Annotated in this window: 11 protein-coding genes; 1 reads left to right on the top strand and 10 read right to left on the bottom strand. The window is 53.7% G+C overall.

The window, feature by feature from the left end:
• Positions 1-43: 43 nt before the first annotated feature.
• The 9 genes from AC23NW_RS05150 to AC23NW_RS05110 form a co-directional block, all read right to left on the bottom strand.
• Positions 44-874, bottom strand: coding sequence for a hypothetical protein (locus AC23NW_RS05150; RefSeq protein ID WP_487448125.1), 831 nt, complete (start codon positions 872-874; stop codon positions 44-46).
• 102 nt (positions 875-976) lie between these two features.
• Positions 977-2,302, bottom strand: a complete 1,326-nt coding sequence (locus AC23NW_RS05145; RefSeq protein WP_487448124.1) for a M20/M25/M40 family metallo-hydrolase — start codon at positions 2,300-2,302, stop codon at positions 977-979.
• Positions 2,303-2,383: 81 nt separating this feature from the next.
• Positions 2,384-6,295, bottom strand: a complete 3,912-nt coding sequence (locus AC23NW_RS05140; protein ID WP_487448122.1) for a PAS domain S-box protein — start codon at positions 6,293-6,295, stop codon at positions 2,384-2,386.
• Between the two features lie 201 nt (positions 6,296-6,496).
• Positions 6,497-6,928: a DUF6331 family protein gene (locus AC23NW_RS05135; RefSeq protein WP_487448121.1), complete on the bottom strand. Its 432-nt coding sequence runs from the start codon at positions 6,926-6,928 to the stop codon at positions 6,497-6,499.
• Between the two features lie 93 nt (positions 6,929-7,021).
• Positions 7,022-8,542: an MBOAT family O-acyltransferase gene (locus AC23NW_RS05130; RefSeq protein ID WP_487448120.1), complete on the bottom strand. Its 1,521-nt coding sequence runs from the start codon at positions 8,540-8,542 to the stop codon at positions 7,022-7,024.
• Between the two features lie 13 nt (positions 8,543-8,555).
• Entirely contained in the window at positions 8,556-9,524 is a 969-nt protein-coding gene (locus tag AC23NW_RS05125; RefSeq protein WP_293839923.1) for a glycosyltransferase, read from the bottom strand.
• Positions 9,525-9,674: 150 nt separating this feature from the next.
• Positions 9,675-10,337, bottom strand: a complete 663-nt coding sequence (locus tag AC23NW_RS05120) for a hypothetical protein (protein ID WP_487448118.1) — start codon at positions 10,335-10,337, stop codon at positions 9,675-9,677.
• Between the two features lie 181 nt (positions 10,338-10,518).
• Entirely contained in the window at positions 10,519-11,958 is a 1,440-nt protein-coding gene (locus AC23NW_RS05115) for a Gfo/Idh/MocA family protein (protein WP_487448117.1), read from the bottom strand.
• 106 nt (positions 11,959-12,064) lie between these two features.
• Complete coding sequence (locus AC23NW_RS05110) at positions 12,065-12,361, bottom strand: SCP2 sterol-binding domain-containing protein (RefSeq protein WP_293836966.1); 297 nt, start codon at positions 12,359-12,361, stop codon at positions 12,065-12,067.
• 125 nt (positions 12,362-12,486) lie between these two features.
• Here AC23NW_RS05110 and AC23NW_RS05105 point away from each other — a divergent pair, with 125 nt between their 5' ends.
• A complete protein-coding gene (locus AC23NW_RS05105) occupies positions 12,487-12,942 on the top strand; it encodes a hypothetical protein (RefSeq protein ID WP_293836968.1) in 456 nt (151 codons plus the stop codon).
• 88 nt (positions 12,943-13,030) lie between these two features.
• Here the strand turns inward: AC23NW_RS05105 and AC23NW_RS05100 are convergent.
• A partial coding sequence (locus AC23NW_RS05100; RefSeq protein WP_487448115.1) for a putative Ig domain-containing protein occupies positions 13,031-15,608 on the bottom strand: 2,578 nt, incomplete at its 5' end.

Genomic DNA, 15,608 nt, shown 5'->3' with positions numbered 1-15,608 from the left:
AACCGGACCTCCCGCAGGAAGCCCGGCTACGTTCGTGTGTTAGCTAAAACCGCAGCGCAACCCCTACCCCCTGCGTACCTGGTGTAAGCTGTAACGATGTTGCCTGCCGTCCGTTATACCGGTTTGCCGCCCGGCGGAAGTTTACCGCCGCCCGATGGTTCAGCCAGAGTGACGTCAGTCCGAGCAGAACCCCGCCGCCAACCAGCGCGGCCCCGGCGTGCCGCTGACTGATCTGATCATGTCCGCGCCGGCCCCTGTCTCCGGGATCATTGGTCTGTTGTGCCTGCGGGTCAGGCCGCCCCATCATCCCACGGTTATCCCAATGGCCCGCCACGGCAGTACCTACCCCCGCACCGATCAGCACAAGCGACGAAACACCCGTTCCCAACGACCAGTTGCGTAAGGTGCGGCCACGATCAAACGCCTGCCGCGCACCAGACTGCATCTGCATCATGGACCCCGTTTCCTGCATCGACATCCGCTGGCCGGCTCCTGCTTCAAAATGCCGGTTAAACCACCGGTTCCGGTACCGCAACTGCTCTACATCACGCACACCCGGACCAGGTATAGCAGGTCCCGGCCGGTCCCCGCGCATTTCGTCCGGCCGTACACCCGGACGGGGTCTGTCGTTCCGGGGACCATTACCGCCAAACACGTCTTTGGTACCATTGGCGTATTTAACAAGGAACACATCGCTTAACGGAGCCGTATACACGGGCCCATCCGGATTGGATGACTTTTTGTATTTTAACTCCTGCCGGCCAACTTCGAGTACTTTTGCCGGAATCTCGTCTCCGTTACGCAGGATGATGTTGTCCTGCGCGTATGCCGCCGATACCGACAGCAGCGTTGCTAACATAATGAAAATCCGCATGGTAATTGGTTGTTGTTATGCCTTACACTAACCAATACGGAATCTCATCTGCTAAGCGCTGCCTGCGTCTGAATAAAAATATACGAATCTGTCAGTCAGCCATTACGGATTGGCAAAACCGGCTTCCCCTACTAATGTCAGCAGTGCCAGCTGAATGGCCTTGTAGCTTTGCTCATCGTAGAACCATTCGTTCAGGGCATGGGCATTGCCTGCCTTACCGCCCCGCCCCAGCGTTACGGCCGGAATCCCTTTTGAAATCGGGATATTCGAGTTGGTCGACCCGCGCCCAACCGCCGGTGAGACGCCGAAATACGCCGTTGCCGCCATCGCCCGCTGGATTAGAGGCAGGTTATCCGGTAATTCGCCCGAGGGCCGGTCGCCGATTTTTTTTATGTCCACCGTCAGTGCCGGACCCATGCGTTTCATCGCGTTGTGTTCCTGTAAGGCCTGTTGCACCGACGCTTTCAGAATGGCGTCAACCTGGTCGAGGTTTTCCGGAATTTCGGACCGCATGTCTACTTCCATCCACGACTCAAACGCAATGGAGTTGACCGACGTACCGCCACCGATCCGGCCCACGTTGTAGCTGGTACGGGCACCGGTACGGGTATATTTATCGGCTGCTTTTGAGAAATAGTGAATGGCTGAGCCCAGCGCATGCTGCGGGTTGGCCAGACCGAAAGCACCCCACGAGTGGCCACCCGGCCCTTTGAATGTAATCCGGTAACGGTATGAGCCGAGGCCCATCGTGCTGACGCGGCCGATGTCGCCGCCGTCAATCGAAATCCAGGAATCGATGCGGGGGCCTTCGGGGCTGAAGAGTTGCTTTACGCCGCGCAGATCGCCAAGGCCTTCTTCGCCTACCGAGCCGATAAACAGCACATCTGACTGCGTCTCAATCCCGGCCGCTTCCATTGCCCGCAGCACCGACACGACCATTACCAGCCCGCGCGTATCGTCGCCGACGCCGGGCGCATAGAGTGTATCGCCTTTATATTTGACCTTTACGTCGGTTTCCAGGGGGAAAACCGTATCCAGGTGGCCGTCGAGCACAACCACGCGGCCGCGCTTTTTACCTTTCCGCAGCGCAATGACGTTGCCCACCTTATCCGTCCAGACCGAATCGGCACCGGCTTCTTTGAGCATGGCGGCATACCGGATCCCCCGTTTTTCTTCCATAAACGGCGGGGCCGGAATCTCGGTGAGCATAATCAGCTCAGTACGGTTACGGGCATTCTGGTTGTAGATCGATGTAAAGGCGGCCTGGACTTTCTTGTTTTTTGCCAGCCCGTCGATCTCTTTGGTATACGACGCTTCGACATTGCCTTTCCGGCCGCCTTCGTCTTCCTGCGCGAAGGCCGGCGTCAGGATCTGTGTCAGGCAAAGCGACAGAAGCCCGAGGGTAACGTTTAGTTTGTTGCGTTTCATTTTCCGGTATTGTATGAACAGTTTTACTAAAAAACGGCCGAAACGCGACAAAGGCAAGGGACGGACAGCGGAATCTGCCGGTTACGTATTAATCGCTCCCCTGATCAAACCAATTTCTGCCTGTATATCCGACACCAGCCCGGCTACGGCATCAGGATCGTGGTTTTCCAGGTATTCGAGTTTGCGGGCCAGATCGGCGAGGGGTTTCATGCCTGCCGTAATGGCCATCCCATACAGTTTATGCCCTTCGCTGCGGACAACGTCCAGGCTCCCCGTAACCAGAACAGGCAGGCGGTTGGTCTCGACATCGTCCAGTTCCTCAACGGCTGCCTGAATAAAGGCCGCCGTCAGATCCGGATCGCCGCCGGCCATCCGCTCCATCACCGAACGGTCAAAGGACAGCTGACTAACCGCCGGAGCAGGTGGCGCTGCCTGTCGCCGGCCCCATTCGCCGAACAGCCTGATCAGTGATTCTTCGACAATCGGCTTAGCCAGAAAATCATCCATGCCTGCATCCAGGCATTTCTGTTTTTCTTCCAGCGTACTGCTGGCCGTGAGGGCTATAATCGGCACATGTGTATCCCGCTCGGCAGCGCGGATACGGCGCGTGGCTTCAATGCCGTTCATAACCGGCATCTGTACATCCATCAGAATCATATCCGGCTGCTGCTCCCGGTAAACAGTCAGGGCTTCAGCCCCGTCGAAGGCCGTCAGCACCTGCGTATCGGGCAGAATCCGTTTCAGAATCGACTGCACCAGCAGCTGGTTGATGCGGTTATCTTCTACGACCAGTACCTTGCCCATACGCCCGCCCGGCACTACTCCCTGTCCGGAGCTGACAGTCTGCGGGGCATCTGCCGGAGCTGTACCGGCCGGTGCAGACCCCGCTTTCGGATCCTGACTGCTTTGCTTTAACCGGCTCAGCACGTAATACAGATCCTGCATTTTGATGGGCTTCACCAGCCGGTGCTGAATCGACAGCCGCTGACTGCCTTTCTGGATCGCTTCATCGTTAGGTGAGCTATGCAGCAGAATAACCGGCTGTTTATCAAACGAATCGCTGAAATATTCGTTGATTTTCTCGACCGTTTCCAGCCCGTTCATAAACGGCATGTTGTAATCCATCAGAATAGCATCGAAGCGCTGGCCGGTGGCCAGAATTTTCAGTGCTTCAAACCCGTTACCGGCCTCTTCCACCAGAATCTGACGGATCAGCAGCATCTCCCGGAGAATAATCCGGTTGTTTTCGTTGTCGTCAACGATCAATACCTGCTTCAGCGTATTGTTGGTATCCCACACAATCGGATCGCCGTTTTCAGCCTGTAGCCGGACCTCAAAAAAGAAGCGGCTCCCCAAACCGGGTTCGCTTTCCAGTTGCAGACGGCTGCCCATCAACCCGAGTAATTTGTTCGAAATAGTCAGGCCCAGCCCCGTACCGCCGTATTTTTTGGTGATTGACACATCTTCCTGCGAAAAGGCGTCAAAAATCTTTGCCTGCATGGCTGGTTTGATGCCGATACCGGTATCACGAACCTCAAACCGGAACAGGCCTTCCCCGTCGCGGAAACCGGTTACGGTGATTTTCAGCTCAATCTCGCCGCTTTCGGTAAATTTCACCGCGTTTCCTAACAGATTGACCAGCACCTGCTTGAGCCGTACCGGATCAATATTGACAAAGCGGGGCAGATTCGGCTGTAGGTTCAGCAGCATCTCCAGTCCCTTGTTCTGCACCTGGTAGGTGATGATATCGGCGGCCTGACTGCTGATTTCGTAAATATCCGACCGGACAACATCGAGTTCGAGTTTGCCGGATTCAATTTTTGAGAAGTCGAGAATGTCGTTGATGATACCGAGCAAGGTATTCGCCGACTGATTCACAATGGACAGGTACTGCCGCTGGGTAACGTTCATTTCTGTTTTCAGCAGCAGGTCCGAGAAACCGATAACCCCGTTCAGCGGCGTCCGGATTTCGTGGCTCATATTAGCCAGAAACTCCGATTTGGCCTTGCTCGCGTTTTCGGCCAGTAACTTCGCCCGTTTCAGTTCTTCGCGCTGGGCACAGAGTTCGGTGATGTCCTGGGTAAACATCATAATCCCGCCGATATCGCCGTTATAGTCGAACCAGGGCCGCACTTCCCAGCGTAAGTGCTGGTTATGCTCCCAGCCCGGCGGTTGCCAGATGTCTTCTTCGCACTTCTCAACAGCGCCCGCCAGACACCGCTGGTGAATGGCTTTCCAGTCATCAGTGATATTGGGGAAAATCTCGTAATGCGAACGGCCGATAATGTCCTGCGTAACCTTATACTCCTCCAGCCACTGTTTGCTGACAGCCAGGTAGCGAATTTCCTTATCCAGCATGGCCACGGCAGCTGGGGCATGTTCAACAAACGCGGCCAGCCGCATTTTTTCCCTTATCAGCAGTAGTTCCGCCCGTTTCAGCTCGTCGATGTTCTGAATTGCGCCGAACAGACGAGTGCATTTACCCTCTTTAAATTCAGGCTTGCCGAACGCGCGCACCCAAATTGTGTTTCCTTTGGCCGTTTCAATCTGTAATTCAACATCATAGCTGATTCCTTCGGTAATAGCGCGGTAGGATAAATCCGTAATGCGATCGAAGTCATCACCTTTGAAAAAGGTCATAGCCGATTCATTCGTCGGCACAAACGTGTCATCAACCTCATGGATTTCCCGCGTTACCTCCGACCAGTGAATCTGATTCCTAACCAGATCGACCTCCCACGCGCCGACTTTGGCAATTTTATTTGTCTGCTCCAGCATTTCCGACGTCCGCTGTAGCCGCAGCTCCAGCCGGTGGCGTTCGGTAATGTCAATCGCGTTGCCAATCACATACGATGGCTGGTCTTCATCGGATTCGATAATGTTATTGAAGTACCAGATATGGGTTTTTCCATTGCGGTGACGGGTGTGCATCAGTCCGCTTGCCTGACCATTGTGCTTAATCTGAGCCAGATAGCCGTCAATCTGCGCGTGCAGGTGATTCGGCACAATATTAAACAGGCTCATGCCGATCAGTTCGCCGGATACATACCCCAATGACTGGGCACCGGCTTCGTTCACATCCAGGAACTTACCGTCCAGATCGTGAATGCACATGAATCCCTGCGAGTTTTCGAAAAACGTCCGGAATTTGTGCTCGGAATACTTGAGCGCTTTTTCTTTCCGCTTGATGGCCGTTACGTCGCGGGCAATGGCATACAACTGGCCCGTTACCGGATCGGGCGTAGCTACCCATTGCAGGTAGCGATAGGTACCATCGCTGCTCCGCATACGGTGTTCGAAGTTGATCGTCAACTCGCCCTGCGCCAGTTTGCTGATTTCGTTTTGGGTCGACAGCATGTCGTCAGGGTGTACCAGATCAAAAAAAGACGTATTTAGCAGGACCTCATTAGTCCAGCCCAATACCCGCTCAAATGCCGGGTTCAGCTCCTTGAAAAATCCGTCTGTTCCTGCCACACAAAGCAAATCGTTGGAATAGGCAAACAGCTTCCGGAATTGTTCAAGTTCCTGTTTCTCCGAGCATTTGATAATTAAATCCGTAACGAGTTCTGCCAGTTGGGCCAGCATATCCCGCTGCTGTTCAGTGAGTCTGGCCGGTTCATAGCCCAACATACACAGGCAACCGATTTTGATACCCGTCGGGTTAGTCAGCGGTGCTCCGGCATAGAACCGGAAATGAGGAGTTCCCTGCACAATGGGCAGGTGCTGAAACCGGCTATCTGCCAGTGTATCCTCTACTTCCAGGAAAGCGTTCAGCGCTACGGTTTCACGGCAAAACGAACATTCGTCAACGGCAATTTTCTCCGTCAGGCCAAATACGGACCGTATGACCTGACGGTCTCCGTCCAGCAAAATGATATAGGCAACCGGCAACTGACATACCGTAGCGGCAAGCGCGGTCAGTTGCTGAAATTCTTTTTCAGAAAGCGAATTCAGGGTATAATACCGTTTCTGTGGATCCCGGTTTGTATGCATAACGTTATAGCTTTATTCCCCCCAAATGAATTGCACAAAGATCAATAAAAGTATCTTAAATTTTCATTTGTTCAAGCAAACGTTTACTTACCAGTAAGCTTATAGACTTTTTATAATAGTTTAGTATTCTAAACTATCAGCAAAACTCCCCGAGGGTTTTGAACCGCCAGGCGGCCCTGCCTCGGGGAGTTTTTATTGCCTCTATACCCACTGTTTTACTTCCGTAAGAAGATAATCCATCAGTTCCAGAAACGTGACCCGTGCAAATAACCAGTTAAAGCGATTGTAGCAAATGATATCAGCATCACTGGCTAGTACCTGCTCGTTAATCCGTTCCAGCTGCCAGATGATAGTCTGAATATCAAGATACTTTATCACATCAACGATTGCTTCCGGGGCGAAATCGAAGGCACCAACCCCACAGCAGCCGACCACACATATTGTTTCTAGTCCATACCAAAACTCCTGTAACGGATCCCGTATGTTACTGTATTTAAATGTCAGATCGCTGGAATAAGGGCCTAAATCCTCATTTACTGTCAAGACGGTACCATTTTCACTGTCAAAATCAAGTAAGATGAGTTCCCGACCCGGGTATAATTCAAGTGTATTTAACGGATTAGTTTCCGGCATAATTTTCTGGTGTAGCAAAAGTATATTAGTCTAAACTCCCCGAGGGTTTTGAACCCTCGGGGAGTTTAAAAAGTCCCGGCCGACGTTGGACCCCTAAAACTGGAAATAAATAAACTGATTCGACGTAAAGACGCCGAAGAAGTAGGTCACAAACAGGATCAGGGTCAGTAACAGAATAAACCGCAGCGTGTTGCGGGTCGGGATGTAGAGGTAGAGGTGCTCTTTGATCAGCAAAAACGCGATCAGGAAAAAGCTGAAGATCAGCTCGGTGCTGTTCAGTGTGGTTTGTAACGGATCGCTGAACGACAGGGTGGCAATCCGGCGGAAGATCAGCAGGGCGTCCCCCACGCTTTTGGCCCTGAAAAAGACCCATGTCAGCATGACCAGCCCGAACGTCAGGAGCATATGCAGGGCGATACGGGGGATGCGCTGTGCCGGACTTGCTTCCGGATTAATGGCCACCCGGAACCACGGCAGATGCTTGTCGCGCAGGCCCGCCCCTACCTGATACGCCCCGTGCAGGCCACCCCAGATCACATAGGTCCAGTTAGGCCCGTGCCAGAGGCCGGAAGCCAGAAAGACAATCAGCTGATTCAGGTTCCGGCGGACTTCGCCTTTGCGGTTACCACCCAGCGGAATGTACAGGTAATCGCGGAACCAGGTCGACAGGGAGATGTGCCAGCGCCGCCAGAATTCAGTAATGGACCGGGCAATATACGGCGTCCGGAAGTTCTCCATCAGCGTAAAACCCATCACCCGAGCCGCCCCGATAGCAATGTCTGAATACGCCGAAAAGTCGCAGTAAATCTGGATGGTAAAGAAAAACGTGGCCAGCAACAGGGTCAGGCCGTTGTATTGCCCGGGATGGTTAAATGCCGGATCGACCAGCAATACGAGCCGGTCGGCAATGACGCACTTTTTGAAAAAGCCGAACGCCATCTGCATCAGTCCGGCCTTCACATTTTCGGCGTTATACGGGAAATAGGTATGAAACTGGTGCAGCACATTCTGAGGCCGCTCGATAGGCCCTGCCACCAGCTGCGGATAAAACATGACATAGAGCGCATAAATACCGAAATGCCGCTCGGCCTTCTGGTTGCCCCGATACACTTCGATGGTATAGCTCATGGCCTGAAACGTGTGGAACGACAAGCCGATGGGCAGAATACTCATGTTGTCCTTAAACGACGAAATCCCGCTTTCGCCGAACAGGTGCAGCACCCCCACAAAAATGCGGTTGGTCAGGGCCGTCACCTGCTCCGCCATGTGCGAAAACCCGAAGAGGTCAAACGCCCCCGCCACGTTTTCGGCAAAAAAACCGAGGTATTTAAAAAAAGCCAGAATGCCGATGTTCGAAATCAGGGAAATGATCAGCAGCCACTTCCGGGCTTTATTACCGGTGTTAGGTTCGCCCGTCCGCTCAATCCAGAGCCCGGCAACATAGTCGATAACAATGGTGCCGAACAGGATAAGGATGTACGCCGGCTGGAACACCATGTAGAAATAACAACTGGCCGCCAGCAATAACCGCCACCGCCACCCCAGCGACAGGCTGAAATAGAGCAGCGTAACAACGATAAAAAACAGAATGAACTGTAGTGAATTAAATAACATCGCTGGAAATCGGTCAGTACACTTTTTCGACGCGTTCGAGGAAGTCGCTGTATTGTTTAGCCGGAATGAAATGGATCTGCGTACGGTAGGTCAGCACGATAAACACCAGCAACAGCGAAATCAGAAACGCCTGAAGAATCACGATAAAAAAGGAAAATACCAGATAACTGGCCCAGCCCGGCACGTAGGCATTGGCAAAAAAGCGCAGGTAAACCACCACGCCGATGCCCGCCGCCGAAATCCCCGATGTAATGACACAGAACAGGAGAATCCGAACGGCCGTGGTGTCCATCAACACCGAAACGGCGCTCAGGCCGTGCATCAGCAGCGACACAAAATTCATTTTGGAGGTCCCTGCCAGCCGCCGACCCCGTTCGATGGGCGTGGCCGTATACGGCAACCGCGACCGGATAACGCCTCCCGGATAGTTATTCCAGATTTCGGAGACGTGCGCCAGTTTCCGCAGCAATGCGGCCGGAATCAGACTGTAGTTACCAAACGTGATGACCTTGCCGGTCAACAACCTGAAAACCGTTTTATAAATTTCGTAAAATACCCTGAACGTCAGACTTTCGTGGCGCTTGGCACGGTGGGCAAATACGACGTGGTTGGGCTTCTGCTCCGACGCCTCGATGAGCCGCATAATGTCTTCCGGCTTGTCTTCGCCGTCGGAATCCATGACAATCACCGGAAACTGCCCGGGTTGACTGGCCAGGTGCGACAGGCCAATGGCAATCGCTTTCTGGTGGCCGACGTTCCGGTAAAGCCGGAGGATCGACAGCGACTGGCCAATGCCGTTGGGTAATTCGGTATAATCGGTCGATGAGCAGTCATCAACAATCAGAAAAGCCAGCTTTTCCAGCACCGGGCGGTCAACGACCTGACGGATGCGTTCGAGCAGCAGGCTGACGGCTTCCCAGTCGTTAAAAAGCGGAATAACAACGTTTATCGTGGGCGATTGGGCGGTTCGCGTATTGTCCAAAGTGAATGGTAATTGTCCGCGGCAAAGGTAAGCGATTCTCCGCACACTTATCCGCGGACTTACTAAACGTCCCGGCAGATCACCTGAAAACACGAAATCCCGCCTCTGCCAAAGGGGCAAAAGCGGGATTTCCGATAAGATAAAAGCTGCTTATCGGGTCGGGCAGGCAGTACCGCCGACCTCAATGGTATAATACTGTCCATCGCCCGCCGCCCGACGGCCGGGTATCGGCCCTTGCGGAGCCTCTTCACGGTAGATTTTAAGGGTATACGTGCCCAGTTCTTTTACATTCTCCGCGAAAATGGTGATGTTCTCCTGGCAGTTTCGATAAACAACGCTGTGCACATACCCATTCGGACCTGTAAATTCGAAGTGCCGGCCCGATACCAGCGCCGATAGCTGTATTGAGCACTTGTCGCCGCCCAACGTTCCGACCGTTTGCAGGTTGCTGGCCGTGGGGGTTACGTTGCAAACTTCAACACAGCCCCCAATGACCGTGACGCTCACAGGCTCGGACTCATTCACTTCGTCGGAGCAAAGTACCTCGTACACGTTTACCCCTGGCTCAACCACTAAATCAAACGTGCGGTTTCGGTCGGGCCAAACCGGGAAAATAGCTGACGAACTACCACAAGAGGCTGTCAGCGTCAACGGAGATCCTGCACAAAGAGAAAACGTATTAGGGGCGATCATGCCGGATGTACCACCTATATCCGTAGGCGGATCAACCTGTGCTTTAGCAATGTTACCAACGCCTGTTACAACGAACAGAAAGAGAGAGAGAGCGAAAAAAGCTTTTGTAAACCTTGACATAGTAGAGCAGTGAAATGTAAATGAATACCAAAACTGCGAATCAGTATCGTAGTTTTCTATTTCGCAAATACGCAAATTTATATCACTTAACTATTTACCTGTTTTGCATTTTGACAAACATCAAAAAAGAAGATAACATACCTTTTTTTTGATGTTTGTCTATCCGTCATCATGAACCGGTTTACAATGTATAGCCGCCGTTATACTGCCGCTTCACAAACTGGTTGGCGTAATCGAAGTTAGTGATTTTCATGTTTTCGCCGTCCCATAACAAGCGCTCCCGACCCGGAAATTTATTCCCGTCTCGGTACATGTAACTGCGCGTCGCCAGGTTCCCCATCAGCACGGTTTCGGTCAGCGGACCAGATTCGTCGAACGACGAACTGGTGTAGGCGCCATAGCCTTGTTTGCAGGCTTTGACCCACTGCTGCTGGTGCCCTTCGGTTTTCCCGTCGACCAGTGGCTTTTGGGGGACAGGCAGTTCTTTGCCCAGAAACTTGTTTTTCGGCAACAGAATCGGGTCATTTCCGAAAATATTGCCGGCCAGCATCCCTTTGGTGCCCATAAACAGCATCCCGCCGTCCTGGGTCCGGAAAAGCTCATTGTAGGAAACACCTTCGGGCAACTGCGGCCGGATACCACCATCAAACCAGGAGAGCTTGATTTCCTTTACTTTTTTGTTGTCCGACGGAAAGGTGAGGTGAATTGCTGACGACGGCGGGCAGACATCATCGAAAAAGGCTTCCTTGAAGAAATCGGCGTATACCGAGCCAACGCTGCACTCCACAGAAGTCGGGTATTTCAGTTTCAGGGCGCGGAACGGTACATCCATGAAATGGCATCCCATATCGCCCAAAGCCCCTGTTCCGAAATCCCAGTAACCACGCCAGCGGAACGGCATGTAGGCTTCGTGGTAGCCACGGAACGGCGCCGTTCCCAGCCACAGGTTCCAGTCGACTTCGGGCGGAACAGCCATGGTCTCGCCACGGTCTTTCGGCGATTTAACGCCCTGCGGCCATACCGGCCGGTTTGTCCAGCAATATACGGTATGCACCGGCCCGATCACGCCACTCTGAATGGCGGTTTCGATAATCCGGGTCGCGTCGCCGCTGCTGCCCTGGTTGCCCATTTGGGTGACTACCTTGTATTTACGGGCAGCCTCGGTCAGCATCCGGGCTTCGTAAATGTCGTGGGTCAGTGGTTTTTCGACGTAGACGTGTTTGCCCAGCTGCATGGCAGCCATCGCAATGGGGGCATGCATGTGGTCGGGAGTTGATACGATAACGGCATCAAAGGTCTTACCGGCCTGATCGAACATCTGCCGGTAGTCTTTGAAATAAGGTGCGTTGGGGAATTTGGCGCGGTACTTTTTGGACTGCCGGTCGTCGACATCGCAAAGGGCTACGAAGTTATCGGAGCCATTGTTGTAGGCCTGCTGGATGTTGTAGTCGGCTTTACCGCCACAGCCTACGGCCGCAATATTGAGTTTATCCGAAGGCGCGACATAGCCTTTTCCCAGTACGTGCCGCGGCACGATCGAAAAGGTACCCGCCGCCAGCGTCGACGCGGCCAAAGCGCCGGTCTGCAGGAAGCTCCGGCGCGTAGTTTTGTTGGAAGACATGTTAAATGAGTGATTGAGTGATTTGCGATTGAGCGAATGAACAAAAAAGAATGCTATCGCCCAAGTCTATTCAATCATTCGACAATCACTCATTCAACATTTCTGTTTAACCCATGATCTGGCCCATTTTCATGGCCACGCCCATGTCGCCTTTTACTTTTAGTTTGCCCGTCATCACGGCCATCATCGGGTTCAGGTCACCGGTACCCATTTTTACCAGGTTATCAATCGATACATGCAGCTCGCAGTCAGCTGCCTTATCTTCGTTTGATACCGTTACCGGTGTCTGATTGCCATCGATATAGATAACACCCTGATCGGTAACCACTTTAATAGTCGCATCGATGCTATCCGCATTCGCAACGCGGTTGCTGATCTGTCCGGTTAGTTCTTGTAAGGTCATGCAGAAATAAAACTTTTTGGTTTGTTTTGTGGTAAAACTATGCCGTAAAGATAAGGTTTCAAATAGTACCTGTGCGTTATAGCCGGTTATTTAAGCCAGCGGCAAACCGATCTGATTCCCGTTTTATGCGCCCACAATTTCTTACATTACTCTGTGTGCTGTCGTTTTTAGGCGGCGGTATTGGCCTCATTGACAGCATCGTAGCCCTTACCCACACACGCGAAGTGGCCAACACAACCCGCGTAGACCGGAAGCTGTCGCCGGAAGAAGCCGAACAGGCGAAAAAGCAATATTTTGAAGACCGGGCATCCGGCGATGCGCCCATGCCCGCTGATCCCGATGAGATTCAGCCGCTGGCGGTTGCGGGGCTGATCTACAATGCCTTGTGCGTTGCCGGTGCCTTTCTGATGTTCCGGCTCCGGCGGATCGGCTTTTATGTCTACCTGGCCGGTGTAGCCGCCGGATTGATCCTGCCTGTCCTGTTTGGCGGCTTTTCGGCACTCAATTCGTCCTTCGGCGCATTTTTCAGCGTCATTTTTGCCGGACTGTACTGGTATAATTTACCGGCAATGAAATCGTAAAGGCAAGTACAACCACATGATATTCGTAGGGGCGGCCCCACGTGGCCGCCCGTTTTTTATCACACGTGGGGCCGCCCATGCAGATCCGTTACGGACAGGCCGTGCCGGTCACGGCAACCGTGCGTGTCACCACGCAATTGCCGCTGTAGACCGTCAGGGTATACGTGCCGGGGTTGACCACATCCGGGAAAACCACCGCATGATCCCCGACCGTCCGGAACACTACCGAGAAGACATACTCCGACGGACCCGTCAGTACGTACCGGTCACCGTAACCGGCACCCTGTACTGATACCCGACAAGCGCCGCTGCCTAACGCTCCCGCTGCCTGCACGCTGCTGATCGTTGGCTGGGCCCCGCCTTCAGCGACCACCACCGTATTCGATGCTACACAGCCCGACTGACCGGCAATACCTGTGTAGCTCCCGCCGGCGCTCACACTGAATATGCCCGAGCTGTTGGTCTGGTTATAACCGTTTGGCCCCAGCAGCGTAAAACTGGTTGCGCCCGTCGCCTGCACCCGAACCGTCGTGGTCGTTACCCCGCAACCCAGCGATCCGCCGGCGGTTACGGTAGCGTTGCCTAATAATGAGGCAGAGACGACTACACTAGCAACAGCCGTACAGCCGCCGCCATCGCTCAACGTCACCGAATAGGTATCTGCGAGCGATACGGAAATCACCGCACTCACGTCTCCTGTTGACCAACGGACTGGCCCGGTACCCACCGCTGAGAGGCTTACGGCCGGACTGGCACAACTGATGAGGGTGGAAGAAGGATTGATGCTCAGAGCCGGTGCAGCCGTCGCACTCACAACCGTGGCTGAGTTCACGCTGGTGCAGCCGTTGCCGCCCGTCAGCGTGACCGAATACGTATCGGCCGAGGCCACACTGATCGTGTTCGACACTGCCCCCGTTGACCAGCGGGCATCGCCCGAACCGACCACCGACAAGACCGCCGACGGACTGGCGCAGGTCAGCGTCACCGATGACGGGGAAATGCTCAGGCTCGGCGGGTCATTATCCGCATTAATTACAATACTGGTCTGGCTGGTGCAGCCGGCAGCATTCGTAACCGTTACCGAATAGGTCCCGCTCATGTTCACAACGGCCGTACCGGCGGCAGCGTTCTGACTGACAATACCGCCCCCGCCTGCCCGGACAAATGTATAGGAATTCCCCCCCGAAGCCGTGAGCATTAAGCTGGTTCGCGCACATGTCAGGGTGCCGCCATTACCGGCCGTCAGCACCGGCGTTGGTGCCGCCGGATTAGTCAGCGAGACAGTGGCATACTCCTGTAACACACAGCCAAGCCCGGGCTGACTCAGTGAAAAGCTGCTGTAACTACCGGCCGTGAGACCAGTTAAGCTAAATGCGCCTCCGCTAACGGTAACCGGTTTCGGGGTCCCGGAACCGCTGTAACTCAGTGAATAACTACCGTCCGGCAGCGTTGTTGCAAAACTGATGCTACCGGTTGCACCGCAGGTAGCCGGATCAGCGGTTGTACTAATGCCCATTATAGCACAGTTGACCGTTATACTGAACGGTGGGACTACAAATGAGCAACCATAGTCAGTGGTCACTGTCAAACTCACTGAAAATACACCCGCTTGCGTCGGAGTACCAAGAAGTCTCCAGAAGTTAGGGCCTGGTGAATCGACATGAAGCCCGGGAGGTAAACCGCTAAAAGCAGAAGTATAGTTACTCGTACTGGTAATCAGCCACTCGAAGCTGTTACCAGGCACGCTTTCTCCTACTGCGGCTGTCGCTACTACCGGTGCGGTCACCGTCAGGCTCGGACAAACAACTACCACGCTCAGATTAAAGGGAGGCGCCACAAATGAACAACCGAATTCATTGATCACCGTCAGACTTACCGGAAAGACACCTGTCTGCGTCGGTGTTCCGACAAGTCTCCAGTAATTAGGGCCTGGGGAATCAACAATAAACCCTGGAGGTAAACCGCTAAACGTAGAAGAATAGCTACTGGTACCAGCTATAAACCACCCGAAGTCGAAGTTATACACCCCTTCTCCTACTGCTGCTGTAGTTACTGTCGGTGCAATTACCGTCAGGCTCGGGCAGTTGATGGTCAATGAATAACTGCTCAGGGCAGAGCAGCTGTTGGCATCGGTCGTCAGCACCGTAACCGCAAATGCGCCGGTTTGGGTAGGTATGCCATCGATCGAACCGCCCGTAGTAAGCGTAAGCCCCGGGGGCAGTGCTCCCTGTAACCGTGTAAAGGTATAAGGCTGGACGCCGTTGGTGACCGAAAAGTTCTGCATAAAGGAGACACCGGCGGCACCTGTCGTTACCGCCGGCGCAGTCACCGTCATCGCCGCCGGATTAGCCAGCGAGACGGTAGTATTCGCCCGTAACACACAGCCCGTCCCGGCTTGGCTCAGCGAAAAGCTGTTATAACTACCTGCCGGCAGATTCGCTACAATAAATGTTCCCCCGCTCACGGTAACCGGTTTCGGGCTTCCGGAACCGGTGTAACTCAGGGAATAACTGCCATCCGGCAGCGTTGTGGTAAAACTGATACTGCCGGTTGATCCACAGGTAGCCGGATTAGCGGTTGAACTGACACCCATCGTCGGGCAGTTGATGGTAATGTTGAACGGCGGCGCTACCAATGAACAGCCGTATGCATTAGTCACCGTCAGA

The sequence above is a fragment of the Arsenicibacter sp. R0_47 genome (assembly GCF_057652235.1).
The sequence above is the reverse complement of the archived record's forward strand: the minus strand, read 5'-3'. Positions and strand labels throughout refer to the sequence as shown.

Coding starts and splice junctions, on each gene's coding strand:
- AC23NW_RS05150 (WP_487448125.1), bottom strand. CDS start 874: ATGCGGATTTTCATTATGTTAGCAACGCTGCTGTCGGTATCGGCGGCA.
- AC23NW_RS05145 (WP_487448124.1), bottom strand. CDS start 2,302: ATGAAACGCAACAAACTAAACGTTACCCTCGGGCTTCTGTCGCTTTGC.
- AC23NW_RS05140 (WP_487448122.1), bottom strand. CDS start 6,295: ATGCATACAAACCGGGATCCACAGAAACGGTATTATACCCTGAATTCG.
- AC23NW_RS05135 (WP_487448121.1), bottom strand. CDS start 6,928: ATGCCGGAAACTAATCCGTTAAATACACTTGAATTATACCCGGGTCGG.
- AC23NW_RS05130 (WP_487448120.1), bottom strand. CDS start 8,542: ATGTTATTTAATTCACTACAGTTCATTCTGTTTTTTATCGTTGTTACG.
- AC23NW_RS05120 (WP_487448118.1), bottom strand. CDS start 10,337: ATGTCAAGGTTTACAAAAGCTTTTTTCGCTCTCTCTCTCTTTCTGTTC.
- AC23NW_RS05115 (WP_487448117.1), bottom strand. CDS start 11,958: ATGTCTTCCAACAAAACTACGCGCCGGAGCTTCCTGCAGACCGGCGCT.
- AC23NW_RS05110 (WP_293836966.1), bottom strand. CDS start 12,361: ATGACCTTACAAGAACTAACCGGACAGATCAGCAACCGCGTTGCGAAT.
- AC23NW_RS05105 (WP_293836968.1), top strand. CDS start 12,487: ATGCGCCCACAATTTCTTACATTACTCTGTGTGCTGTCGTTTTTAGGC.